This window comes from Allopontixanthobacter sp. (assembly GCF_034376665.1).
Classification (GTDB): domain Bacteria; phylum Pseudomonadota; class Alphaproteobacteria; order Sphingomonadales; family Sphingomonadaceae; genus Allopontixanthobacter.
Genome location: NZ_JAXMJI010000074.1, coordinates 1 through 24,387 on the forward strand (window position 1 = coordinate 1; position 24,387 = coordinate 24,387).

At 62.5% G+C, this 24,387-nt stretch carries 25 protein-coding genes; 15 read left to right on the top strand and 10 right to left on the bottom strand.

Going from position 1 to position 24,387, the window contains the following annotated elements:
- The 3 genes from U0988_RS07990 to U0988_RS08000 all read left to right on the top strand — a co-directional run.
- Positions 1-1,121 (top strand): CCA tRNA nucleotidyltransferase (locus tag U0988_RS07990; RefSeq protein WP_322292101.1); only part of this gene is annotated, 1,121 nt, incomplete at its 5' end.
- 255 nt (positions 1,122-1,376) lie between these two features.
- A complete protein-coding gene (locus U0988_RS07995; RefSeq protein ID WP_322292102.1) occupies positions 1,377-2,867 on the top strand; it encodes a DEAD/DEAH box helicase in 1,491 nt (496 codons plus the stop codon).
- Positions 2,868-3,158: 291 nt separating this feature from the next.
- Positions 3,159-3,680 (top strand): hypothetical protein, encoded by a 522-nt coding sequence (locus U0988_RS08000; RefSeq protein ID WP_322292103.1) that lies wholly within the window; start codon positions 3,159-3,161, stop codon positions 3,678-3,680.
- An 81-nt stretch (positions 3,681-3,761) separates the two neighbouring features.
- On the opposite strand, the gene parC is transcribed toward U0988_RS08000, so the two are convergent.
- Positions 3,762-6,056 carry a DNA topoisomerase IV subunit A gene (gene parC, locus U0988_RS08005; protein ID WP_322292104.1) on the bottom strand — a complete coding sequence of 765 codons (2,295 nt, stop codon included), beginning with the start codon at positions 6,054-6,056 and terminating at the stop codon, positions 3,762-3,764.
- 97 nt (positions 6,057-6,153) lie between these two features.
- On the opposite strand from parC, the gene U0988_RS08010 reads away from it, so the two are divergent.
- Positions 6,154-6,696, top strand: coding sequence for a type 1 glutamine amidotransferase domain-containing protein (locus U0988_RS08010; RefSeq protein ID WP_322292105.1), 543 nt, complete (start codon positions 6,154-6,156; stop codon positions 6,694-6,696).
- A gap of 20 nt (positions 6,697-6,716) precedes the next feature.
- Here U0988_RS08010 and U0988_RS08015 read toward each other — a convergent pair whose 3' ends face one another.
- Genes U0988_RS08015 through U0988_RS08025 form a run of 3 tightly spaced genes read right to left on the bottom strand, consistent with a single transcriptional unit; the run spans position 6,717 to position 9,150 of the window.
- Positions 6,717-7,049 (bottom strand): 2Fe-2S iron-sulfur cluster-binding protein, encoded by a 333-nt coding sequence (locus U0988_RS08015; protein WP_322292106.1) that lies wholly within the window; start codon positions 7,047-7,049, stop codon positions 6,717-6,719.
- 8 nt (positions 7,050-7,057) lie between these two features.
- Positions 7,058-8,155: a cysteine desulfurase family protein gene (locus U0988_RS08020; protein ID WP_322292107.1), complete on the bottom strand. Its 1,098-nt coding sequence runs from the start codon at positions 8,153-8,155 to the stop codon at positions 7,058-7,060.
- Positions 8,152-9,150 carry a cysteine desulfurase family protein gene (locus U0988_RS08025; protein ID WP_416172379.1) on the bottom strand — a complete coding sequence of 333 codons (999 nt, stop codon included), beginning with the start codon at positions 9,148-9,150 and terminating at the stop codon, positions 8,152-8,154. Before U0988_RS08025 ends, U0988_RS08020 begins: the two co-directional genes overlap by 4 nt.
- A gap of 187 nt (positions 9,151-9,337) precedes the next feature.
- Between U0988_RS08025 and U0988_RS08030 the strand changes: the two genes are divergently transcribed.
- Positions 9,338-9,994 carry an alpha/beta hydrolase gene (locus U0988_RS08030; RefSeq protein ID WP_322292108.1) on the top strand — a complete coding sequence of 219 codons (657 nt, stop codon included), beginning with the start codon at positions 9,338-9,340 and terminating at the stop codon, positions 9,992-9,994.
- 217 nt (positions 9,995-10,211) lie between these two features.
- The gene (locus U0988_RS08035; protein ID WP_322292109.1) at positions 10,212-10,892 is read left to right on the top strand and encodes a TonB family protein; all 681 of its coding nucleotides are present in this window, start codon (positions 10,212-10,214) and stop codon (positions 10,890-10,892) included.
- A gap of 3 nt (positions 10,893-10,895) precedes the next feature.
- On the opposite strand, the gene U0988_RS08040 is transcribed toward U0988_RS08035, so the two are convergent.
- Positions 10,896-11,099 carry a hypothetical protein gene (locus U0988_RS08040; RefSeq protein ID WP_322292110.1) on the bottom strand — a complete coding sequence of 68 codons (204 nt, stop codon included), beginning with the start codon at positions 11,097-11,099 and terminating at the stop codon, positions 10,896-10,898.
- A 100-nt stretch (positions 11,100-11,199) separates the two neighbouring features.
- Here U0988_RS08040 and U0988_RS08045 point away from each other — a divergent pair, with 100 nt between their 5' ends.
- The gene (locus U0988_RS08045; protein WP_322292111.1) at positions 11,200-13,047 is read left to right on the top strand and encodes a DUF885 domain-containing protein; all 1,848 of its coding nucleotides are present in this window, start codon (positions 11,200-11,202) and stop codon (positions 13,045-13,047) included.
- A gap of 102 nt (positions 13,048-13,149) precedes the next feature.
- Here the strand turns inward: U0988_RS08045 and U0988_RS08050 are convergent, their stop codons facing one another.
- Complete coding sequence (locus U0988_RS08050; RefSeq protein WP_416172380.1) at positions 13,150-14,754, bottom strand: phosphoenolpyruvate carboxykinase; 1,605 nt, start codon at positions 14,752-14,754, stop codon at positions 13,150-13,152.
- Positions 14,755-14,995: 241 nt separating this feature from the next.
- Between U0988_RS08050 and U0988_RS08055 the strand changes: the two genes are divergently transcribed.
- From U0988_RS08055 to U0988_RS08085, 7 genes are all read left to right on the top strand, one after another.
- A complete protein-coding gene (locus U0988_RS08055; protein WP_322292113.1) occupies positions 14,996-15,781 on the top strand; it encodes a response regulator transcription factor in 786 nt (261 codons plus the stop codon).
- Complete coding sequence (locus U0988_RS08060; protein WP_322292114.1) at positions 15,774-17,393, top strand: sensor histidine kinase; 1,620 nt, start codon at positions 15,774-15,776, stop codon at positions 17,391-17,393. Before U0988_RS08055 ends, U0988_RS08060 begins: the two co-directional genes overlap by 8 nt.
- A 2-nt stretch (positions 17,394-17,395) precedes the next feature.
- The gene (locus tag U0988_RS08065; protein ID WP_322292115.1) at positions 17,396-17,854 is read left to right on the top strand and encodes a serine kinase; all 459 of its coding nucleotides are present in this window, start codon (positions 17,396-17,398) and stop codon (positions 17,852-17,854) included.
- Positions 17,855-17,907: 53 nt separating this feature from the next.
- On the top strand, positions 17,908-18,834 hold the full coding sequence (gene rapZ, locus U0988_RS08070) for an RNase adapter RapZ (protein ID WP_322292116.1): 927 nt from the start codon (positions 17,908-17,910) through the stop codon (positions 18,832-18,834).
- Between the two features lie 75 nt (positions 18,835-18,909).
- A complete protein-coding gene (locus tag U0988_RS08075) occupies positions 18,910-19,347 on the top strand; it encodes a PTS sugar transporter subunit IIA (RefSeq protein WP_322292117.1) in 438 nt (145 codons plus the stop codon).
- Positions 19,344-19,622: an HPr family phosphocarrier protein gene (locus U0988_RS08080; protein WP_322292118.1), complete on the top strand. Its 279-nt coding sequence runs from the start codon at positions 19,344-19,346 to the stop codon at positions 19,620-19,622. Before U0988_RS08075 ends, U0988_RS08080 begins: the two co-directional genes overlap by 4 nt.
- On the top strand, positions 19,622-20,434 hold the full coding sequence (locus U0988_RS08085; protein ID WP_322292119.1) for an RNA methyltransferase: 813 nt from the start codon (positions 19,622-19,624) through the stop codon (positions 20,432-20,434). Before U0988_RS08080 ends, U0988_RS08085 begins: the two co-directional genes overlap by 1 nt.
- 9 nt (positions 20,435-20,443) lie before the next feature.
- Here the strand turns inward: U0988_RS08085 and U0988_RS08090 are convergent, their stop codons facing one another.
- Complete coding sequence (locus tag U0988_RS08090; protein ID WP_322292120.1) at positions 20,444-21,163, bottom strand: hypothetical protein; 720 nt, start codon at positions 21,161-21,163, stop codon at positions 20,444-20,446.
- Positions 21,164-21,192: 29 nt separating this feature from the next.
- On the bottom strand, positions 21,193-22,581 hold the full coding sequence (locus U0988_RS08095; protein ID WP_322292121.1) for a DNA recombination protein RmuC: 1,389 nt from the start codon (positions 22,579-22,581) through the stop codon (positions 21,193-21,195).
- A gap of 75 nt (positions 22,582-22,656) precedes the next feature.
- On the opposite strand from U0988_RS08095, the gene U0988_RS08100 reads away from it, so the two are divergent.
- Positions 22,657-23,103, top strand: a complete 447-nt coding sequence (locus tag U0988_RS08100) for a four-helix bundle copper-binding protein (protein ID WP_322292122.1) — start codon at positions 22,657-22,659, stop codon at positions 23,101-23,103.
- Positions 23,104-23,147: 44 nt separating this feature from the next.
- Here the strand turns inward: U0988_RS08100 and U0988_RS08105 are convergent, their stop codons facing one another.
- Together U0988_RS08105 and recR are read right to left on the bottom strand one after the other, a co-directional pair.
- A complete protein-coding gene (locus U0988_RS08105) occupies positions 23,148-23,717 on the bottom strand; it encodes a peptide deformylase (protein ID WP_322292123.1) in 570 nt (189 codons plus the stop codon).
- Between the two features lie 44 nt (positions 23,718-23,761).
- Complete coding sequence (gene recR, locus U0988_RS08110; RefSeq protein ID WP_322292124.1) at positions 23,762-24,370, bottom strand: recombination mediator RecR; 609 nt, start codon at positions 24,368-24,370, stop codon at positions 23,762-23,764.
- Between the last annotated feature and the right edge of the window lie 17 nt (positions 24,371-24,387).

A 24,387-nucleotide genomic window follows, 5' to 3' on the forward strand; every position in this document is an offset into this window, starting at 1 on the left:
TGGCTGCGCTCGGCAGCGAGAACGTCCGCTGGGTCGGCGGCGCCGTGCGCGACACGCTGCTCGGGGAGGATGTTCGCGACATCGACGCCGCTACCCCGCTGACACCGGGCGAAGTGGTCGAGCGCCTCGGTGCAGCCGGCATTCGCACCATTCCCACCGGCATCGCGCATGGCACCGTCACCGCGCTGATGGATGGCGGGAACGTGGAGGTCACCACTTTGCGCCGCGATGTATCGACCGACGGACGGCGCGCAACCGTGACCTTCGCTCAGGACTGGCGGGAGGATGCCGCGCGGCGGGATTTCACCATCAACGCGCTGTTTGCGCACCCCGAGACGTTGGAAATCGACGATTATTTTGGCGGCGTCAGTGATCTTTCAGCCGGGCGGGTTCGCTTCATCGGAGATGCGCGGCAGCGTATTCGCGAGGATCACCTGCGCATCCTGCGCTATTTTCGCTTCCAGGCCCGTTTTGGCGCCGAGCTCGATAGCGAAGCGGAGGCCGCCTGCGCCGAACTCGCGGCCACGCTGAAAGGCCTGTCGCGTGAACGGGTGGGATGGGAATTGCAGAACCTGCTCGGCCTGCCCGATCCCTCGCCCACAATTGCCCGAATGCACCGGCTCGGCGTTCTTCAAGTGGTGCTGCCGGAGAGCGGCCGACACGAAGTCGAGGCGCTCACCGGCCTCATTGCGGCGGAACAGCATTACGGCGTCGCGCCCGATGCCCTGCGCCGCCTGGCCGCCATGCTGCCTGCATTGCCGCAGATTGCCGGCGCGGTTACTACCCGTCTGCGCCTGTCGCGCAATCAGCGGGAACGGTTGGCGTGTGTCGCCGCGCGCGGTCCCGAAGATCGCGAAATCCCCCGCGCCCTCGCCTATCGGGAGGGGACCGAATGCGCGATCGACCGGCTTTTGCTGACCGGGGGCGATCCATCCAGGGTAATTGGTTGGGGCGCGCCCGATCTGCCGATCAAGGGCGGCGAAATTGTCAGACGCGGGGTACAGGCCGGGCCTGCCGTCGCACGAATCCTGCAGAGCGTAGAACGCCGATGGCTGGAGGAAGGCTTCCCCGACGCGGCACGGGTTTCCGCCATTCTCGACGAGGAGCTTGCGAAAGAATAAGTCCCCTGTTCGTTATTTCATTGCTTGTTCACACATCCCGCCCTACATGGCCCCCGACGTCCGGCGCATCATGTGGATGCGCACTCGGCTGCAAGCGTGAACTTCGCCGCACAAAATGGCAGAAGTCCCGTAGCCGACGCACGGCAAGCGTTATTCGCTAAGCTTCCCTTTTCACGCTTGGGTCGCAGACCCAAACTCTGCGCCCGGAATCCCGTCTTTTGCGGGAACCGCACGGCGCGTCCTGAAAGTATATTTATGTCTTATTTCAAACAACTCGGCCTGGCCGAACCACTTCTTCGCGCGCTGGAAACCAAGGGCTATACCCAGCCCACCCCGATCCAGAAGCAGGCAATTCCGCCGCTGATGGAAGGCCGCGACCTCTTGGGTATCGCCCAGACGGGAACCGGTAAAACCGCCGCGTTTTCGCTCCCTTCGCTCCATTATCTCGCTGCAAAGCCGGTTGGCCGGTTCCCGTCCGGCTGCCGGATGCTGGTGCTTTCACCGACCCGCGAACTCGCAGCGCAGATTGCCGACAACATGGAAGGTTATGCAAAATATCTGAACCTTTCAGTCCAGTGCATCTTCGGCGGCGTTCCCGCCAACAAGCAGGCCCGTAATCTTGTGGGCGGCACCGATGTGCTGGTGGCCACCCCTGGTCGCCTCCTCGATTTGATCGAACAGCGCGCGCTGACGCTGCGCCATGTCGAAATATTCGTACTTGACGAAGCCGACCAGATGATGGACCTCGGCTTCATCAAGCCGCTGGCGCGCATCGCCGCCATGCTGCCCGAAGACCGGCAGAGCCTGTTCTTTTCCGCCACCATGCCGCAGTCGATCGCCGAATTGGGCAAGCGCTTCATCAAGAACCCGGTGCGGGTGGAAGTGTCGCCGCAATCGACCACTGCCGAACGGGTCGAACAATACGGGATTTATATCAACCAGGCCGAAAAGCAGGCGCTGCTCACGCTGACTCTGAAGGCCGGGCTGGATGACAAGACCATCGACAAGAGCCTGGTGTTCACCCGCACCAAGCACGGCGCGGACAAGGTCGTGCGCCATCTGGTTGCGGCCGGCATCAACGCCGCGGCCATCCACGGAAACAAGACGCAGGCCCAGCGCACCCGGGCGCTCGACGGCTTTCGCAACGGCAGCGTGCCGGTACTGATCGCCACTGATATCGCAGCGCGCGGCATCGATGTCACCGGTGTGAGCCACGTGTTCAATTTCGAAATCCCCAACGTGTCGGAACAATATGTCCACCGGATCGGCCGGACAGCCCGTGCCGGAGCGGACGGGATCGCGATCTCCTATATCGCGGCGGACGAAAAGCCGTTTATCAAGGGCATCGAACGGCTGACGGGGGTGAAGCTTGCCCCGATGCCACTGCCGGAAAACTTCCAGATGCTCGCCAGGACGCTCCCGGCACCTGCGCCCAAGCGCTCCGGCGCTGAACGCGCACTGGGCGGCGGCCGCGCAGGCGGCGGTCAAGGCCGCGGGCGCAGCCATGGCGGCGGACATAGCAGCGGCGGCGGTCAGGGCCGCGGCCGGAGCGACAACCGAGGCCCGCGAACCGGCGAACGCAGCGGGGAAAACGCCGGTGGCGGTGCTCGCAGCGGCGGCCGCCGGGATGGCGGACGTGGTCCGGTTACCAACCCGGTTGCCGCAGCCCGCCCGAACAACGGCCCGCGCCCAAGTGGCGGTGCCGGCGGAGGCGCACGGCGTCAATCCCGCGGCCGACCCGCATAAGGCGGCAACGCCGCTTGAATTCGTCTGCGGGAACCCTTCACCCCAGCTTCAGGTTGCACTGCATACAAGGGTGTCAGTTGCCCGGCCCTCTTTTTGAAGTTAGGGTCGGTCCACTGGTCCGGAGAAATTCTCCGGTACTGGTGAGCGTATTTGTCTGGTCAAACCAAACGGACCGGTTTCGGGGAAATCCCGTATCGGGAAATATGCGATCCCATCCTGGCCTGCTGCCGTCGGAATTCTCCCTATTCCGGACAGCAGATCGACGTGTTCAAGTCTTTACGGAGTGACATAATGAAATTCATGAAATTCGCCGCTGCAACCGCGCTGGCACTTTCGTCGGTATCTGCCTTTGCGGCAGACGGCGAACCTGTAGTCGGCGCAACCATTTACGGCCCCGAGGGTAACGTAGTCGGAACGGTTGAATCCATCGCCGACGGCATTGTCACGGTGGATACCGGGAAGCACAAGGCGCCGCTGCCTGCGGACGTGTTCGGGACCAGCGACAAGGGCCCAACCATCACGGTGACCCAGGCCCAGATCAACGCCATGCTTGACGAGCAGATTGCCGCCGCCACAGCACAGCGCGACGCTGCGCTGGTTCCCGGCGCGATGGTTCACACTGCTGGCGACCTCATGCTGGGTACGGTGGAAACCGTCGAAGGCGATGATGTCGTGGTAAAGATCGAAACCGGCCCCGTCGCTATGAAGCGCGAGCATTTCGCGGTGAATCCGGCCGGGACCCTGATCGCTTTGTTCACGATGGAGCAGATCCAGGCAGCAGCCGGGTCGGCACAGCCGTCAACTGCGAGCTAAGCGCAGACAACCAAACCCGATTCAATCGGGTCGCAGGAAAAGGGCCGATGTGGAGTTTATCCGCACCGGCCCTTTTCTTGTCTAGAACTTGTTGTTTCTCGGGAACCCCTGCGGCGGCATCCGGCCTGCGGCGCCGCGCGCGACCTTCCACTGCCACACTTCCTTTTCCGTCCGGGTCCGCCCGCTGTCTCCGCCCATTGCCCAGCTTAGCCCTTCGTCCAGCGTGAAGGTGATCGCGTCGGACATTCCGCCATCGCGGTAGCGCTGCAGGGTCACGCCCTGCCCGCGGCCCAGGATCGGCAGTTCGTCGAGACTGAAGATAACCAGCTTGCGATTATCGCCGACCACCGCGACATGATCATGTTCCGGCGCGATTTCTGAGACCACGACCAACCGGTTATCGTCCTTCAGATTGACGACCTGCCGGCCCTTGCGCGTTTCCGCGAGCAATTCGTCGGTTTCCGCTGCAAACCCCTTGCCGTTGGCGGCGGCCAGCAACAATTGGCTCTTCGGCTTGTGGACCATCACCCCCACAATCCGCGCGTCGTTCTCGAAATCGAGCATATTGCGCACCGGCTCGCCAAATCCGCGCGCGCCGGGCAATCTGTCGCAGCCGAGAGTGTAGAACCTGCCGTTATCGAGCGCGATCAGCAGTTTGTCCGTCGTCTGGGCGTGCAGCGCATAGGCAGGGCCATCTCCTTCCTTGAACTTGAATTCCTTGTCGAGGGGCTCGTGCCCGCTGGCCGCCCGAATCCAGCCCTTGGCCGACAGGATCACGGTGACCGGCGCCTTTTCGATCATTGCATCGAGGGAAAACTCCACCGTCGGGGCTGCTTCCGCAATCGTCGTCCGGCGGCGGCCGAGGGTCGTATCCGTGCCGTATTCCTTGCGCAGCGCGTTCATATCCCGTTTGAGGCGGGTACGCTGGCGGGCGGGCGAGGCAAGCAATGTTTCGAGTTCGTCCTGTTCCTTGAGCAGATCATCCCGCTCGCCGCGCAGCTGCATTTCCTCCAGTCTGCGCAGGGACCGCAGCCGCATGTTGAGGATTGCCTCGGCCTGCCGGTCATTGAGAGCAAATTCAGCCATCATCACCGGCTTGGGTTCGTCCTCGGTGCGGATAATCTCGATCACGCGGTCGAGGTTGAGGAAGGCGATAATATAGCCTTCGACCAGTTCCAGCCGGGCCGCGATCTTGTCCAGCCGGTGCTGCGTCCGGCGCTGCAGGATGTCGATCTGGCTGGCCACCCAGTGGCCCAGCAATTCCCGTAGGCCCATGACCATCGGAGTACGGGTGGCATCGAGAACATTGAGATTGAGACCGAAGCGGGTTTCCAGATCGGTCAGTTTATAGATCGATTCCTTGAGCAGTTCCGGATCGACATTGCGGCTGCGCGGCACCAGCACAATGCGGACCGCCTCGTCGCTTTCGTCGCGGACATCTTCTAGGATCGGCAGTTTCTTGTCCGCAATCAGCTGGGCGATCTGCTCGATAAGTTTCCCCTTCTGCACCTGGTAGGGAATTTCGCTGATGACCAGCTGCCATTGTCCGCCCCCCAGCCGCTCGATACCGGTTTCGCGATCTTCCGCCGTTTCGGCCTCGAGCGAGTGGAACCGCCCGCGCACCCGGAACGATCCGCGCCCGGTTTCATAGGCCTTTGCAATCGCTTCCGGACTGTCCACGATCAGGCCTCCGGTCGGCAGGTCGGGCCCGTGAAAAAGCTCCATCAACCGGTGGTGTTCGACATGGGGATTGTCGATCAGTTCCAGCGTGGCATCGATCACTTCGGCCACATTGTGGCTGGGGATATTGGTGGCCATGCCCACCGCAATGCCGCTGGCACCGTTCGCCAGCAGATTGGGGAATGGACCCGGCATCAGCGCAGGTTCTTCTTCCTCGCCATTGTAGGTCGGGATGAAATCGGCCGCGCCTTCGTCCAACCCCTGCATCAGTAACATGGCGGTGCGGGTCAGCCGCGCTTCGGTATAACGGTATGCCGCGGCATTATCGCCGTCGATATTGCCGAAATTTCCCTGACCTTCGACTAGCGGATATCTGAGCGCGAAATCCTGCGCCAGGCGAACCATCGCGTCATAGGCGGCGGTGTCGCCATGCGGGTGGTATTTGCCGATCACTTCACCCACCACGCGGGCGGATTTCTTGAAATTGTTGGCCGGATCCAGCTTCAACTGACGCATGGTCCATAGCAGCCGCCGGTGGACCGGCTTCAGCCCGTCCCGCAAATCGGGCAGCGACCGCGCCGTGATCGTCGACATGGCATAGACAAGATACCGTTCCGACAGAGCGGAATCGAAGCTTTCGTTGATGATGGAATCGACAGGATCGTCGCCGGATTTCTCAAGATCGATGGTGGTCATGCGGCACGCCCTATCACCGCCACGGCCTGCCTAACAATGCGGAACCTCAGGCTGTCCCCGCCCGTTGGATCAGTGAACGAAAAACAAGGAGTTCAATATGACGAAACACATCATGATCATTGCAACTAACGGCTTCGAACAGTCCGAATTGATGGTTCCAAAGGCAAATCTGGAAGATGCCGGGTTCGAAACCACGGTCGTTGGTCTGGAAGCTGGAGAAATCAAGGGGTGGGACCAGAAGGATTGGGGCAAGTCAGTGCCTGTCGACAAAACGGTGGACCAGGTTTCCGCCTCCGATTTTGACGGCCTGTTACTTCCAGGCGGACAGATGAACCCCGACATCCTCCGAATGAACGACAAGGTTATTCATCTTGTTCGGGAGTTTGATCGCGCGGACAAGCCCGTCGCCGCAATCTGTCACGCGCCATGGCTGCTGATCGAAGCCGGAATCGTCAGCGGAAAGACCGTCACGTCGTGGCCTTCGGTACGGACAGATCTGAAAAACGCAGGCGCCAATGTCGTGGACCAGGAAGTCGCCGAAGACGGCAATCTGATCACCAGCCGCAATCCGGACGATATTCCGGCCTTCTCGAAGGCGTTCATCAGCAAGGTGAAGGAAACGGCCAGCCAACCGGCCTGATCTGATCGAAACGGACGGGCTCAGAGGCGCTGCATATCCCGGCTTTCGGGCGGGATATGCACTTCGAGCCCGTCCAGTTCCGCACTGAGTAGGATCTGGCACGACAGGCGGCTGGTCCGCGTCACCCCGGCGGCGAGGTCGAGCATGTCTTCCTCTTCCTCGCTGGCGTCTTTCAGGCGGTCGAACCATTCGGTACCGATCACCACATGGCAGGTGGAACAGGCCATCTGACCTTCGCAGGTCCCCTCGAGCGGCATACCGGCAGCCTGCGCCGCGTCGAGCAGCGACAGCCCCGCCTCCGCCTCTGTCTCGGTGATTGCGCCATTGGCGGCGATGAATCTGATGCTGATCATCTGGCTCCTCAAAGAACTCCCTGCGCAGCCGCAGCCGCATTGAGCCTTGTCGCAGCATCCTCGATCTGGTCCGGCGTCGTATAGCGGCCGAATCCAAGCCTTATCGAACTCTTTGCCGCCGCACTGTCAAGCCCGATCGCTTTCAGCACATGGCTCGGCCGTCCCGACCCGCTGGCGCAGGCCGACCCGGCGGAAAAGCAGATGTCCCGGCATTCCGACATCAGACGCGCCACATCCAGCCCGTCGCGCCGCAGGTTGAGATTGCCGTGCCAGCGCGCATCCTCCGCCCCGTTGAGCGTCCAGTCCGCGAACGCAGCCCGGGCGATCGTCCACAGCGCTTCGATGTGGCGGGCGTCTTCCTGCATCCGTTCCGATGCCAGCTGCGCCGCAGCCCCGAACCCTGCGCACAGCGCCGGGCTGAGCGTGCCGGAACGCAAGCCAGCTTCCTGCCCACCTCCGGACATGAGCGGATCAAGCTTTAGCCCGTCCCGCATCCACAGCGCGCCAACGCCCTTTGGCCCATGGATCTTGTGCGCCGAAACCGCGATGAAATCCGCCGCGCCCGGGATCGTCATGCGGCCATAGCCCTGCACCGCATCGCACAGCACCAGCGCGCCCGTTTCCCGCGCAATGGCCCCAATATCGGCAAGCGGATTGATCGCGCCGATCTCGTTATTGACCAGCATGGCTGCGATGACGCCGGTTTGCTTGGTGGCCGCCTTGCGTAACTCTATCAGATTAGCCTGGCCCCCGCTTCCGACCGGCAGGACGCCGAACTTGCGCCCCTGCGCTTCGACTGCAGGCTTGCAGTCGAGCACCGCAGCGTGTTCCGCGGCAAAAGTCAGCACATCGCCCTTCGATCCGCGCAGTACGGTGTTGAGAGCCTCGGTCGCGCCGCTGGTGAAGATCACCTTGCCGCCGGGAGGAAACAGCGCCGCCACCCGGTCCCGCGCCAGTTCCACCGCCGCCGCCGCCTGCCGCCCCATCGCATGGGCGCTGTGCGGATTGCCGAAGCCGATACCGTCGGGCCCGTCGAGCCACTGCAGCATCGCATCGCGCGCTTCGGGCGCAAGCGGCGTGGTGGCCTGATAGTCGAGGTAGATCATGCCGCGCGCCTCGCCATATCCAGCCAGACTTCGCAGAACTTCTCCACTTCGGTGCGCGTTGTGTTCCAGCCGAAACTTACCCTGATCGTGCGGGACGCCGTATCATCATCGAGGCCCATCGCTTCCAGTACATGGCTTTTCTTCAGCGTCCCGCTCGAACAGGCGCTGCCCTGCGACACCGCGATCCCGGCCATGTCGAACCGCATCAATTGCGCGCTACCGCTCATGCCCGGCATGGCCAGCGCGCGAACATAGGGCGTGGCGTCGGCCAGACGGTCCGCCAGCCAGATACCGCCAAGCTTGCGGCAATCATCCGCCAGGGTATCCAGCGGCTCCAGAATGTCCGGGTCGATATAGGGAATGTTACCCGCTTCCAAGGCAGCCGCCATGCCCATGATGCCCGGCAGATTTTCCGTCCCGCGGCGGTAGCCACGCTCGTGCCCGCCGCTTGGTGCAAGGATAGAAAAGTCGGTCACCAGCAATGCACCAACCCCGATCGGTCCCCCGAACTTGTGCGCCGAGATGATCGCCATATCGCATGGCGGCAGGGTAAACTTGCCTGCGCCCTGCGCGCAATCGGCGATCAGCAAACCGCCCGCCCCGTCAACCAGCCGGAAGACTTCTTCGAGCGCCTGACGGTTGCCGGTTTCGGAATTGATCTGCTGTACGGCGACCACTGGCCGCTCCCGTTGAACCGCTTCGGCGAGCAATTCCATGTCCAGCGAACCATCGCTCCTGACCGGCAGGCGCTCCGCCTCGGGTGCTGCCGCCAATATCGCATCATGCTCAACCGCACTGACCAATCTTGCGCCGCCTTTTACGCGGCCCAGCGCCAGTTCGGCTGCCTCGCTCGCGCCGCTGGTAAAGATCACTTCGCCGTCCCAGCCCAGCGCGGTCTTCACCCGTGCGCGGGCGTCTTCCAGTGCCGCCTTGGCCTTTCGTCCCTCGGCGTGCGGGCTGGAGGGATTGGCCCAGATCGCGAAACCTTCCAGCATCGCTGTCTCCGCTTCCGGGCGGATCGGCGTGGTTGCGGCATGATCGAGGTAGATACGGGAAATGGGCGGGCTCGTCTTTCAATGGGGCACTTTGTTCGCGGGAATTGCGAATTGCGCCATTGTCACTATATAGCCCCCAACTCGGCGCGCGCTACCCGCGCCCGCCTACTTCGGACAGGTCCAAAGAATGCCATCTGTAATTTTTCCCGGCCCCGAGGGCCGTCTTGAAGGCCGTTACTCCCCTGCTCCGCGTCCGCGTGCGCCGGTGGCAATGATCCTGCATCCACATCCCCAGGGCGGCGGCACGATGAACGAACGGATCACGCAGCGTCTGTACAAGACCTTCACCGACCGCGGATTTGCCACCTTGCGGTTCAATTTTCGCGGGGTCGGCCGCAGCCAGGGCAGTTTTGACAACGGAATCGGCGAACTGAGCGACGCCGCGGCCGCGCTCGACTGGGTGCAATCGATCCACCCCGAAGCGCAAACCACATGGGTCGCGGGCGTGTCCTTCGGCGCGCTGATCGGTATGCAATTGCTGATGCGCCGCCCTGAAGTGCGCGGGTTCATCTCGGTCGCCCCACCTGCCAACATGTATGATTTCAGCTTCCTGGCGCCATGCCCCGCATCCGGAATCTTTATCCAGGGTGTAGCCGACACTGTGGTGCAGCCCATTGCGGTCCAGAAGCTGGTCGACAAGCTGCGTACTCAGAAGCACATCACGATCCATCACGAGGAAATTCCGCGCGCCAACCACTTCTTCGAAAATGAACAGGAAGAACTGATGGCTTCGGTCGATAATTACCTGGACTTCCGTCTCTCGCCGGATTGTCCAATCAAGTGACGCAAACCTAACTGCCACCGGCAGCGCCCAGCTTTGCGTGATCCCCGCGAAGGCGGGGATCACGCACGGCAATCGTTAGGTCCGAACATGCGAATTCTACCAGTGGCGTTTTGCCACCCGAAATCTCTTGCCCAAACTATGTGATGTTGTAACATTGCAATCTACGGGAATGCCGAACCGGAGAATCGGGCGGCCCAGTCAGGAGAGAGGAAGCGCTATGGCGTATGTCGATCAAGCCCAGGCAAAGAACAGGAAGAGCGCGGTCATTATGGTTGCCGCGATTCATGCCGTCATCGGCTATGGATTAATCGTCGGACTGGCTCCGGGAATATTTGATCCGCCCGCACCCAAGCCATTCGTCGGAACGCAAATACCGCTGCCGCCGGTTCCGCCGCCGCCTAAAACAGACCCGCAACCCACCGAGCTGACAAAGCCGGTTACACCGCCCGTATACACCCCGCCCAGCGCACAGGACATTAACCGGAACCCGATTGAGATTGACACCACCACGGTCATCTTGCCGCCGTTCGATCCAGTACCCTGGGCCCAAGGCACGGTCGGTCCTCCGAAGCCTTTTGCTTCAGCTACGCCGCCCAGCTTCGATCCAGTCGCTGTAAAGCCGCGCAATGATCCCGGAGCATGGGTTACGACCAGCGATTACCGGTCCAGCTGGATCAACCGGGAACTGACCGGCACTGCGGCCTTCAAGGTGGAGGTCGGCACCAATGGTCGCGCGGTATCCTGCCTGATCACCCGGTCGAGCGGCCACGATGCGCTGGACCAGGCGACCTGCGATCTGATCAGCAAGCGCGCGCGGTTCGAACCTGCGCGCAACAGCAAGGGGGGAAAAGTTGAGGGAACCTATGCAAGCTCCGTCCGCTGGCAATTGCCGGAGTGAGAATTAGCGTGAGATCTGGTCGACCGGCGCTTTGCCCCGATCATCCGGAACAATCCAGATCGCCACATTGGCAATCGCCACCAGGGCCAAGATCACCATCAGCGTGACCTGGCGCTTCGGCCCGCCGCGGCGCCACAGGACGAACGCGCCAAGCAACAATGCCAGCGCGGCCAGGACCAGGATCGATAATACCGTGTCGGTTGCCATCCGCGTGGCTTAGCCTGAAGTGCAGCACAGGTGAAGCGGGCTGTGCGCGGAGGACCATTCCCGGTTTGACTTGCTTCCGGGTCAGCGTCAGACATGGCCCATGACATTCCTGAAAACACACAGCTTCACCCGCCGCCAGACCTTAGCCGGACTGGGAGCAGGCGTCTCCATTGCCGCCCTGCCCGGGTGCGTAACCACTGCCCGGCAGGCCGCAGGCGCGGCACCGGGCGCGCTCGCTGGCGCCGATCTGCTGGAAGATATTGCGTATAATCTGCTGGCGCATGAGCCGGAACGGGCAACCTCGCTCGGCGTGGATGTCGGCCAATATGCCCACCTTCGGTCACGGATGGAGGACCAGTCGCAGTCGGGGCAAGATGCCTATGCCGCAACCTTGCGGGCTGACCTGGCCCGGGTGCGGGCCGCCGACACCAGCATGCTGGATCCCGCAACCCGAACGAGTTTCGAGGTCGTCGAAAGCGCATACGCCACCGCGCTCGATGGCTTCGCCCTGCCATACGGCGACGTGGCGGTCGGAAGCTGGCGCAATTCGCCTTATGTGGTGATCCAGAACGTCGGGTCCTACATTGACCTGCCGCGTTTTTTTGATTCGACGCAGCCGCTGAATAGCGAGGGCGATGCCGAGGCATATATCACGCGTCTGGCTTCGGTTCCCGATGTCCTCAATGGCGAATTGGCACGGATGAAGGCGGCGACCGATATGGGCCTGGTCCCGCCAGATTTCCTGCTCGCCAAGGCAGTCACGCAGATGCAGGCCACGCTGCAAGATGCCATGCAAGGGGGTTCGCTGGTGGCTCCGCTCGCCGCATCGGAAATCGGCCGGGAAGTGACAGGGCAGGCAGAGGAAATCGTCAAGACCACGGTCGCACCTGCGCTCGAGGCGCAGCTGGCCGAACTTTACCGCCAGCAGAAATTGGCCACATCCGATCCCGGCATGCCCGCCCGCCCGCACGGCGAGGAATATTATGCCTGGGCCCTGCGCGCCAGCACCACCACCAGTCTGACCCCGGACGAAGTGCACCAGCGTGGGCTGGAAGAACTCGCCTCGCTCCATGCGCGGATGGACCCGATCCTGCGCGAGCTTGGCTATACATCCGGCACTGTCGGGGCGCGGATGAATGCCCTGGGGAGCGACCCGCGGTTCAAATTTGCCGAAGGCGATCCGGGCCGCCGGGAAATCATGGCCTTCATCGAGGACAGGATCGCGTGGATAAAGGCCCAGATGCCGCGCGCCTTCAACACGCTGGTCGATCCCAAGCTCGAAGTCCGCCGCATTCCCGCGGCGGAGGAACTCGGCGCACCGGGAGCTTACGGCGGGGCCGGTTCCAAAGACGGCACCATCCCGGGCAGGATGTGGATCAATTTGCGGACGACCGAACTGCACCGCAAATACGATCTGGCCGACCTCACTTACCACGAAACCATTCCCGGACATGTCTGGGAGGGGGAATATTCCAACACCCTGCCGTTGATCCGGTCGATCCTGGCATTCAACGCTTTTTCCGAAGGCTGGGCGCTCTACGGCGAGCAATTGGCGGACGAGCTGGGCGCCTATGACGAATACAAGGTCGGGCGGCTTGGCTATCTCCAGTCGCTCGCGTTCCGGGCGTGCCGTATGGTGGTCGACACCGGCCTTCACTCCAAGGCCTGGAGCCGCCAGCAAGGGGTCGATTTCTTCGTCAATAAAAACGGCAGCAAGCCCGATGAGGTCGCTAGCGAAGTCGACCGTTATTGCAGCTGGCCCGGTCAGGCCTGCGGTTACAAGGTCGGCCACAGCGAAATTGTGCGTCAGCGCGGTCTTGCCAAGGCAGCACTCGGCAGCGCCTATGATTTCAAGGCGTTCAACGATGCCGTGGTCCTTGGCGGCAACGCGCCGCTCGATGTGATGGCGAAGAACGTTGCACGCTACGTCGCAAGTGCGCAGGCCTAAAGGCTCGCCACATCCCTTGCCACTAACGAGAAAAGCCCTCTTCCCCGTGAAGGGAAGAGGGCCCCCTCTCCCACCCGCTTTGCGGGCAGCTCGAAACCGGATTCAGGCCGCCTGATTTTCCACGTGCGGTGCGGCGCGGCGGACCCCTTCGTCCACGTGCGCTTCGAATTCGGCGAAATTCTCGATGAACAACCGGACCAGCTTGTGCGCGGTGCGGTCGTAATCATCCTGGTCGGCCCAGGTGGAACGGGGGTCGAGGATTGCCCTGTCAACGCCTGCTACTTCCACGGGTACGTCAAAGCCGAAATTGGGGTCCTTGCGGAACTCCGCATCGTTCAGAGTTCCGTCCAGCGCTGCATTCAGCAGCGCGCGCGTGGCCTTGATCGGCATCCGTTTCCCGACGCCGTATTTGCCCCCGGTCCACCCGGTGTTGACCAGCCAGCACTGCGCGCCGCCCTCGGCAATGCGCTTCTTGAGCAGATTGCCGTAAACACTCGGGTGACGCGGCATGAACGGTGCCCCGAAACAGGTGCTGAACGTCGCTTCCGGCTCGGTCACGCCGATCTCCGTTCCGGCAACCTTGGCGGTGTAGCCCGACAGGAAGTGATACATCGCCTGATCGGGCGTCAGCCGCGCAATCGGGGGCAAAACGCCGAATGCATCGGCCGTCAGCATGATCACGTTCGAGGGAACCGGACCGAGGTTTTCTTCCGACGTGTTCGGAATTGCGGACAACGGATAGGCACCGCGGGTATTTTCCGCGAGCGAATTGTCGTCCAGATCGAGCTCGCCATCGGCATTCATCACGACGTTTTCCAGAACCGTGCCGGGCATCCGCGTGGTCGCGAAAATCTCTGGTTCCGCTTCTTCGGAAAGGCGGATCATCTTGGCGTAACAACCGCCTTCGAAATTGAACACCGCCGTATCGGACCAGCCGTGTTCATCGTCCCCAATCAGGGTGCGGCTGGCATCGGCGCTGAGCGTGGTCTTGCCGGTCCCCGACAGGCCGAAGAAGATCGCCGTCTTGCCGTCTTGCCCGATATTGGCGGAGCAATGCATCGGCATCACCCCCTTGGGCGGCAACAGATAGTTGAGAATGCCGAACACGCTCTTCTTCATTTCGCCGGCATATTTTGTGCCGCCGATCAGGATCAGCTTTTCCGTCAGATTTACCGCAATCACCGTCTCGCTGCGGCAGCCATGGCGGGCCGGGTCGGCGCGAAAAGCGGGCAGGTCGATGATCGTGTATTCGGGCACGAAACCATCCAGCTCCTGCTCACTCGGGCGGACCAGCAGTGTCCGGATGAACAGATTGTGCCACGCAAGTTCGTTGATTACCCGCACATTCACACGGTATTCCGGCTGCGAACCGCCGAACAGATCGGCGACGAACAGATCGTCCTTTTCCGCCACCGCGCTCAGGAAATCCTGCTTCAGCGCGGCGAAATGTTCCGGGGTCATGGAGGCATTGACTTTGCCCCACCAGACGGTGTCTTCGGTGGTCTCGTCGCGAACGATGAACTTGTCTTTCGCCGAGCGGCCGGTGTGCTGTCCGGTTTCCACCACCAGCGGGCCGTGCTTCGCCAGCTTGCCCTCGCCGCGCGCAACGGCCTGCCGGACCAGTTCCTCGGTCCCGAGATTGGTGTGGACCGCAGCCTTCGTGACAATACCCTGACTGCTCAGCGAATGGGAAAGTGGCGTGCTCAACATAGTCTCCTGGTCGGTCCGGAATTTGGGTCTGCCGGTTATCCGGATGACCCCGTCCGATTCGTGTGCATACGAATGCAGCGGAAGCGGGGTCCCCTTACGTCGCCAACCTGCCTCCGTCAAATTGTCCGGGGCCATCGGCGGCTAAACTTTAACCAAAGGCAGTCAATTCGTTGTTTCGCGGCGCCGAACCGTTTAGTCAGGTGTGATTATGGATTCCGAGCGATCAGGCGAAACGACGATGGTGCCATCACAGACACAGCCTGCCGGGGACGGGGTGGGCCGTCCGCAGTCCGATGCGGATCAAGGGCAAAAGGTCATTGCGCTGGTCGATGACGACCGCAATATCCTGACCACGGTATCGATCGCGCTGCAGGCGGAAGGCTTTGCCACGCGGCTGTATTCCGACGGAGAAGCGGCGCTGAAGGCGCTGCTGGAAAATCCGCCGGACCTCGCCGTGTTCGACATCAAGATGCCGCGAATGGACGGGATGCAATTGCTTCGGGAACTGCGCAAGCATAGCGCGCTTCCGGTGATATTCCTGACCAGCAAGGATGACGAGGAGGACGAGGAAGCGGGGCTGGAACAAGGTGCGGACGATTACATCGCCAAGCCGTTCAGCCTGCGCCTTCTGCTCGTGCGGATCCGCGCCATTCTGCGTCGCAGCGCCGCTTTGGCGGACGATGCCGATCCGGGGAAGGTCACCGACAAGGAAGACCCGGTCGGCACCCTTGCGCGCGGCAAGCTGCTGATGGATCCGGCCCGCCATCATGTGTCCTGGGATGGACGTCCGGTCTCCCTCACCGTCACCGAATTCCTCATTCTGGAGGCACTTGCGGTAAGGCCTGGTGTGATCAAATCCCGCAACCAGCTGATGGACGCGGCCTATACCGAAGACATGTTCGTGGACGACCGGACAGTCGACAGCCATATCAAGCGGATGCGGCGCAAGTTCCGCAGCGTCGATGGCGAGTTTTCCGCCATCGAGACACTCTACGGGGCGGGCTACAGCTTCACCGATGGCTGAGGACACGGTCAACGCCGCTTCCGGTGTGGAACCCGCCTCGCGGTCGGCGGCGCGCCTGAACCAGCATCTGAATTCTCAGATCGACCGGCTGAAATGGTCCAATCGTCTTTCGCTGACCTCGCGGATTCTGGCGGTAAACATCCTCCCGCTGGCCCTGCTCGGCGGGGGAATATTCTACCTCGACGGATACCGTAAACAGCTGCTCGACGAACGCTACAAGCTTGCCCGGATCGAAGCCCAGATCACCGCTGAAGCGCTAGCCGGTGCCAGCAAGGCGCGGCAGGAAGCGCTGCTTATCCAGATCGGCAAGGAACAGCGGATGCGGCTGCGGATGTTCGATGCCGAGGGCCGCCTGTGGGCCGACAGCTTCGCGCTCGACGCGCCCGCATTCCAGTTCGACGATCCGGTGGCCGAGCCGTGGCCGGACGATTTTGCCCGAATGCTCGACCGCGCCGTGGACACGATCGTCGGCGCCGACCCGATCCCGGATTACGTGGAACCCGCCGAGGCTCGGGCCGATTCCTGGCCGGAACTCGCCCGCGCTCGCGAGCAGGGTCTGTCACAAATCCAGCTGCGCGACGCGCCGGACGGAACCCCGGTCATCAACGCGGCCGCACCTGTCGGGCTGAAGGGATCGACGCTTCTCACCACCCGCAACGCGGTCGATATCACCGATTCGGTGCGGAGCGCACGTTCCACGCTGGTAAGTGCTGTGTTCCTGGCGCTACTCGTCTCGATCGCATTGTCGCTGTTCATGGCGCGGACCATCGTGCGCCCGCTGCAACAGCTGGCGAGGGCAGCCATTCGCGTCCGCCTGGGCCGTGACCGGCAGGTCGAGGTGCCTCGCCTGCCGCAGCGCCACGACGAAATCGGCCTGCTTGCGCGCGCCATATCGGACATGACCGACGCCCTGCGGCAGCGGATCGACGCGGTCGATCATTTCGCCGCCGATGTGGCGCATGAAATCAAGAACCCGCTCGCCAGTCTGCGCAGCGCCATCGAATCGCTGTCGCGGGTAGAGGATCCCGAACTACGTAGGCAGCTGACGGAGATCGCCTCGCATGATGTCCGGCGGATCGATCGGCTGGTGACGGAAATTTCCGACGCAAGCCGGATAGACGCCGAATTATCGCGCGCCGTGTTCGAGGAAATGGACCTCGTCGGACTCACTTCCGCCATCATCAGTTCGCGCGACAGCAGAGGGGAAAACGAAGGCCGCGAGATCACCTATAGTTCCCCGATGAGCGGCGCTTGGGTGCGGGGTGTGCCCGCACGGCTGGAACGGGTGATCGAAAACCTGCTCGACAATGCCGTGTCCTTTTCGCCGCCGGATGGCGTGATCTCCGTGAATATCAGCCACGAGGACGACATGGTTTGCATGAAAGTCTGTGACAGCGGGCCGGGAATTCCCGAGGATTCCCGCGAAAAAGTGTTCCAGCGGTTTCATTCATTGCGTCCCGATGCGGAGGCATTCGGTGACCACAGCGGTCTCGGCCTTGCCATCGCCCGGACGATTGCCGAAGCGCATGACGGATCGCTGGTCGCCCAAGAGCGGGACGATGGCCGAACCGGGGCTTGCCTGGTGCTCAAATTGCCCGAACTGGAGCGCTGATCGTGATCGACGCGCCCCGTCCGCCGCCGATGGTACTGCATCAGGCGGGATGCATCGCGGTTGGTGGGCGCGGGATATTGATCGAAGGGCCGCCGGGCAGCGGCAAGACGACCCTGGCGCTGATGCTGCTGGACCGCGGGGCCGCGCTGGTCGGGGATGATGGCGTGGAACTGGCCATCCGGCTGGGACATCTATGGGCCATGCCGCCAGCGCACACCGCGGGGAAACTGGAGATTCGCGGCGTCGGGATCATCGATTTGCCTGTCACGCAGGCACCGGTTTCGCTCCGGCTGATCCTGTCCCCCGATGCCCCGCGCTATATCGAGCAGGCGGACAGCAGCGAAGTCGCTGGCGCGCGCCTTCCCACGCTGTTGTTCGACCCGGGCGGAGCGGCAGCGGCGATTCGCGCGGAATACGCGCTGGACCTGCACGGTCTGCCCATGCCGGCGGGATCCGGCTGATGGAGTATATCCGCCCTTTCCTTGCCCGGTAAACAGGACCAAACCCTACCTTGATGCCTGACGATTCGGCCCCTCCCAACCACGAAGCCCGGCAGCATATTCTGCTCGTCACCGGCCTGTCCGGAGCGGGTAAGACAACCGCGCTGCAAGTGCTGGAGGATCTGGGCTGGGAAGCGATCGACAATTTTCCCATTCGCCTGCTCGGCCGGCTTATCCTGCATCCCGACCAGAATGGCCCCCGGCCCCCGCTGGCGGTGGGCTTCGATTCGCGGACTCGCGGGTTCAGCCCGGCCCGCGTCATCGACGAAGTCAAAGCCCTTTCGCGGCGCGAGGATTTGTTGCTCACCACCCTGTTTCTCGACTGCAACAGCGGCGAGCTGGAGCGGCGCTATAACGAAACCCGGCGCCGCCATCCGATGGCGCAGGGCCGGCCTGTGCACACCGGAATCCAGGCCGAGCGCGAATTGCTCGAGCCGCTCCGAAGCTGGGCCGACGCCGTCATCGACACCAGCGAATTCGCGACCAATCAATTGCAGCAGGCCATCCGCGAACGCTTTGCCGAAACCGCGCCGCAGGACATGTCCATCATCATTTCCAGCTTCGGCTTTGCCCGCGGGACACCGCCGCTGGCAGACCTGGTGTTCGACATGCGGTTTCTCGACAATCCGCACTGGATTTCAGGACTGCGCGAACAAACCGGTCTCGACGAAGCCGTGGGGGCGCATATCCGGAAAGACCCGGTGTTCGAAACCGCCTTCACGCAGATTCGCGATCTGCTGGTGACGCTGCTCCCGCGCTATCAGGCGCAAGGCAAAAGCTATGTGAATATCGGCTTCGGCTGCACTGGCGGCAGGCACCGTTCGGTCTATACTGCGGAGAGAATGGCGGAAGCCTTGCGCGAGGAAGGTTTTTCGCCCACGGTCCTGCATCGCAATTTGGGCTCGCGCGCCGCCGATCAGATCGAAGGGCCGCCGGCATGAGGTTCCGCCAATTTACGTCATGATGAATTGTCCCCGCTTTACCTCGACACACCCCCTGGAAGGTGACCGCCAGCCATGATCGGCCTGATTTTGGTGACCCACGGCCGGTTGGCCGAAGAATTCGTGCATGCAATGGAACACGTCGTGGGCGCACAGGAAGCGATCGCCACGATCTGCATCGGGCCCAGCGATGACATGGAAAAGCGGCGGCTGGAAATTTCTTCTGCGATCAAGTGGGTCGACGCTGGCCAGGGTGTCATTATCCTGACCGACCTGTTCGGCGGCACGCCGTCCAATCTGGCTATTTCCCTGCTCGAGAGAGGCCGCGTGGAAGTCATTGCCGGGATCAATTTGCCTATGCTGATCCGGCTTGCCGGTACGCGCAAGAGCTGCCCCATCGGAGAGGCGGTGATCGCGGCACGCGATGCCGGGCGCAGCTATATTACGGTGGCCTCGGAATTCCTGGGGCAGTCCGACCTCGCCGGCAACGCAAAAAAGGGCGAAGCGCGTTGAACGAGCATCGCCGCGAAATGCTGATAGTGAACCAGCGCGGGCTGCACGCGAGGGCCAGTGCGAAATTCGTCAACGCGGTCAGCGCCCTTCCCGATGGAGTGTCGGTTCGCGTCGCGAAGGATGGCAACGAAGCGGTAGGCGGTTCGATTCTCGGGCTGATGATGCTCGGCGCTGCAAAAGGCGATACGGTCGAGCTGATCGTGGCCGGTGCAGACGCCGAAGATGTTCTCGAACAGCTCTGCACGCTCGTCGGCGGCGGGTTTGGCGAGGACTGATGGCCAGCGGCTTCCGGCGCGAGATTACCGGCTATTCCAATCCCACCGTCAAATATCTTCGCAGCCTGCGCGACAAGAAGAACCGCCGCCGCGAGGGCAAATTCCTGGTCGAAGGTCTGCGTCTGCTGACCGACGCGCGCGAGACCGGGCATCTGCCCGAAATGCTGGTGATGGCGGCTGGTCGCGATCCCCACCCACTGCTGGACGAGCTTGAACGCGCGGTCATGGATGCTGGCGGCGAAGTCATCGAAACCAGCGCCGACATTCTCAGCAAGATTACGGGCAAGGATAATCCGCAAGCCGTGGCGGGGATGTTTGCCGAATTCGACACGTCGCTGAGCGCGCTCGACCGGACCGCTGGACAGATCTGGATGGTGGCACAGGCACTGCGTGATCCGGGCAATCTGGGTACCATGCTGCGTACTTGCGATGCCGTGGGCGCGGGCGGATTGATCCTGGTGGATGATTGCGCCGATCCCTTTTCGGTTGAAGCCGTCCGGGCGAGCATGGGTGCGGTCTTCACGCAGCAAATCGCCCAGGCGGGTTGGGGCGATTTCCTGGTCTGGCTACGCTCTGGCCCCGGTCAACTGGTTGCCGCGAGCCTGCGCGACGCGGTGCCGTATCGCGGTGCACCGTACGAAGCGCCGTGTTTCCTGCTGGTCGGCAACGAATCGCGCGGTCTGCCCGAGGGGTATGAGGATGCCTGCGATCTGCGGGTAACCATGCCGATGCTGGGAAGTGCCGACAGCCTTAACGCAGCGGTGGCTGGCGCAGTGCTGGCTTACGAGGTCTTGGCCGCTTTCGAGACCTGAGCGTCCGGGTCAGTCCCCAGCAATGAAGACCGTAATCCGCCATTTTCCACCCTGCTCGGACGCAAGCAGCCGATAATCGACCAGGCTGCGGAGCCTGTCGGACGCGACAAATCCCGTGATACCATCCGCCAGTCTCACGTGCTGGTAAGCGGCCCCGCTTTGCAGCCCGCCGGTTAGTTCAACCGCGTTCCATGAAAGCGAACGGACCGCTTCGGCCCCCTCGTCAGCTGCGCTGAGCATCGGGACATCGGTGCCGGTCACGATCAGACCCATCATCTGGTCTATACCGGGCGTTTCCTGCGTGAAATACCATGGCAGCGTGATTCCGCCTGCCTGGTTGGGTCCGCAGCCCAGCGCAAGCACTGCGTCCAGTTCCGTCCACAAATTGTATTCGTCATCCGTCAGGCGCCTGCGCAGTTCGGCGGTGCCTGCACCGCCGCCGAAATCGAGCTTTATGTCGGGGTCGGCCAATGCGATCAGCGCGTCCGCGTCGCGTTCCCTGACCGCCCTGGTCAAATCCGTGCGAAACCGGTCAGCTCCCGGAATGTCCCCGCAGGCATTGCGCGGAGCCAGCGGCGGGAGACTGGAGTCGGCAGAGGCGGTCTCTTCCTCGGGATCGATCCTTTCTGTAGTAGATTGGTCGGTTGCACGGTCGATTGCCGGTTCCGGCTCATCGCTGCATCCCGCCGCCCCGAGTGCCAGAGCTGCCGCAAGGATCGAATAACGCATGGGGTCGCTCCGCAGGGTCAGTTCATGGACTACGCTGCGGGTGGTAACGCATCGACGGCATCGTCGTCCACATCGGCGTTCGTGTAACGCGGCGCGCTTTCCACCAGCGGCACTTCCTCGATCTCGCGTTTCCCGATCTCGATGCCCTTTTCCGCCAGCCGCTTGCCGGATGACAGGACGTTGCGTTCGAAGCTGCCGACGAATTTGTTGTAATTGCCAACGGCCGTCTCCAGCCCGGAACCGACCCGCTTGAGATGCTGCGAAGCGGTTGCGAGCCGTTCGTACAATTCGGCCCCGGCCTTGCCGATTTCCCGCGCCTCCGTCGCCAGTTGATCCTGCCGCCAGACCTGCGCGATCGTGCGGGCAATCGCCACCAGATTGGTCGGCGTGGCAAGCAATACGCCGTTCTGGAACGCGAAGTCCCATAAATCGGGATCGGTTTCGAGCGCGGCGGCGACAAAATGTTCGCCCGGCACGAACATCACCACATAGTCGGGCGCTTCGTCGAACTGGCTCTGATAGCTTTTCGCACCCAGTTGCTGGACATGGTTGCGCATCGATTTCGCATGGGCACCCAGCGCCCGCTTGCGAATTTCGTCATCATCCGCCTCGAAGGCTTCCTGATAGGCATTGAGCGACACCTTCGCATCGATGATCAGCTTTTTCTGACCCGGTACATTGACGATCGCATCGGGGCGCAGGCGCCCGTCAGCGGTGTCGATCGAATGTTCGAGGATGAAGTCGGTGTGCTGCGACAGACCGCATTGTTCGAGGACATTCTGCAGCGCCCGCTCCCCCCAGCGGCCCCGTGCCTTGGGCGCGTTGGTCAGCGAATTGCCGAGCCGCTGCGCCTCGCGCCGGACTTCTTCCTGCCCCTTCTGCATATTGTCGATCAGGCCGGTCAGCTGGCCGAATGCATCCACCCGCTTGGCCTCCAGAGCGATCACCTGATCTTCGTAGTTCTTGAGCTTGAGGCCCACCGGTTCGAGCAGCGCCTTGATCTTCTGCTCGCCCGCTTCCTCGGACTGTTTGAACCGTTCGTTGGCGCGGTTGAGGAACGCTTCCTGCGCTTTCCCCAGCACCGCCGCCCCGGTGTTTTCGAATTCCTTGAGCAGCTTCTCGCGGCTTTCCTCGAGCAGGCGCTTCTGCTCCTCGAAACCGGCGGCCTGCGCCTTGAGGCCGGTCAATTCCTCGCGGGTCGCATCAAGCTTCGCCGCCAGATCGTCGGCGCGCGCGGCGCGGTCGCTCATGGTCGCCAGTTCGGGCGCCATTCGGCTGACCTTCTCGACCGCCGCCTTTGCCTCCGCGTCGCGCTCCTCGAACCGGGCGCGCCAGTCAGCCACGGGACGCGAGCCGAAGAACCAGCCGAGGGCAGTCCCGATGAGCAGCGCAGCGACAACGAAAATAATCGATAGCATTTCCATTTCCGGAACATAGCTGGAACGGATGCTTTGGAAAAGGGAACAAAGCCAATTCCTGTGGAACTACGCTCGATGATGCTCGCTGTGTTCATGGAAACACCCGAAAAGGAGCTTGAAGCCATGTCGATCAAGGAAATGATCCGCGAACACCCGCAGATCGGGGCCGATTACACCGAAGAACTGGGCGAGGCGGTGAAGCACGCGATGTATTGCGCGGCGATCTGCAACAGCTGCGCCGACGCCTGTTCTGCGGAGGAAAAGGGGATGGAGAAGTGCATCCGGCTGTGCATGGATTGCTCGGACATCTGCACCGCGACCTATCGCACTGCCAGCCGCCGGACCTCCGGCAATGTGCCGGTTCTGAAATCCATGCTGCAGACCTGCATTGATGCCTGCGAAGCGTGCGAGGCCGAATGTGCGAAGCATGACCACGCCCATTGCAAGCGTTGCGCGCAAATGTGCCGCGAATGCGCCGACGACTGCCGCAAGGCGCTCGAAACAATGCAGGCGCACGCCTGATTCGAAAACCCCCCGGAGGGATCCGGGGGTTTTCGGCTTTTCGATCAGGCTGCCTTGCGCAGTTTGTCGAGCTTCTTCAGCGCCATGTTGCGCTTCAGCTTGCTCAGATGGTCGATGAACAGTATCCCTTCGAGGTGGTCCATTTCATGCTGGATGCAGGTTGCCATCAACCCGTCCAGCTGTTCCTCATGCACCGCGCCGTCCAGATCCTGGTACCGCACACGGCAGGTCGCCGGACGATCGACATCGGCGTAGATATCGGGCACCGACAGGCAGCCCTCCGAATAGGTCGCCAGTTCTTCCGCAGGTTCGAGGATTTCCGGATTCACGAACACGCGCGGCTGCTTCAGCGTTGGCTGGTGAGTATGATGGTGGCCTTCGTGTGCGGTGCAGACTTCGGGCTCCGCATCGGGATCGTCGGGTTCCAGATCGATCACCAGCACCCGCAGCGGTACCCCGACCTGGATCGCGGCGAGGCCGATACCAGGCGCGTCATACATCGTTTCGAACATGTCCTCGACCAGCACTTTCAGCGCGTCATCGAACTTTTCGACCGGAATCGACACGGTTTTGAGCCGGGGGTCCGGCACTTCCAGAATCTCGCGTATAGCCATGCGCACTATTTAGTGCGGGTGGCGGCCCGCTGCAAGCGCTGGTGCTATCCCATAGGCCTTCTGGCCCGCAACGCCTGCGCCAGCGTACCTTCGTCGAGGTAGTCCAATTCCCCGCCCACTGGCAGGCCGTGTGCCAATTGGGTGATGCGCAGCGGATATTCCTCCAGCCGCTCGGCCAGATAATGGGCGGTGGTCTGCCCTTCCAGCGTGGCGTTCATCGCCAGCACCACTTCCTCGATCCCGGCCCCGTCGTCCTTGGCTGCCACCCGTTCGAGCAGCGATCCGATGTTCAGGTCCTCCGGCCGCACCCCGTCCATCGCGGACAGCTTGCCGCCCAGCACGTGGTAGCGCCCGGTAAACAGTTTCGCGCGGTCCAGCGCCCACAGATCGGCGACATCCTCCACCACGCAGATGGACGTCCGGTCGCGGCGCGGATCGGCGCAAATGCCGCAGGGGTCCTGCGTATCGACATTGCCGCAGGTCCGGCATTCCACCAGCCGGTCCCGCACCTGCTCCAGCGCGCCGAGCAATTGCAGCAACGCAGTTTCCCGCCGCTTCACCAGCCACAGGACCACCCGCCGCGCGGACCGGGGGCCGAGTCCGGGGAGCCGCGCCAACGCCGAAGCCAGTGTCTCGATCTCTTGCGATGCCATGCACCCGAGGATAGGGG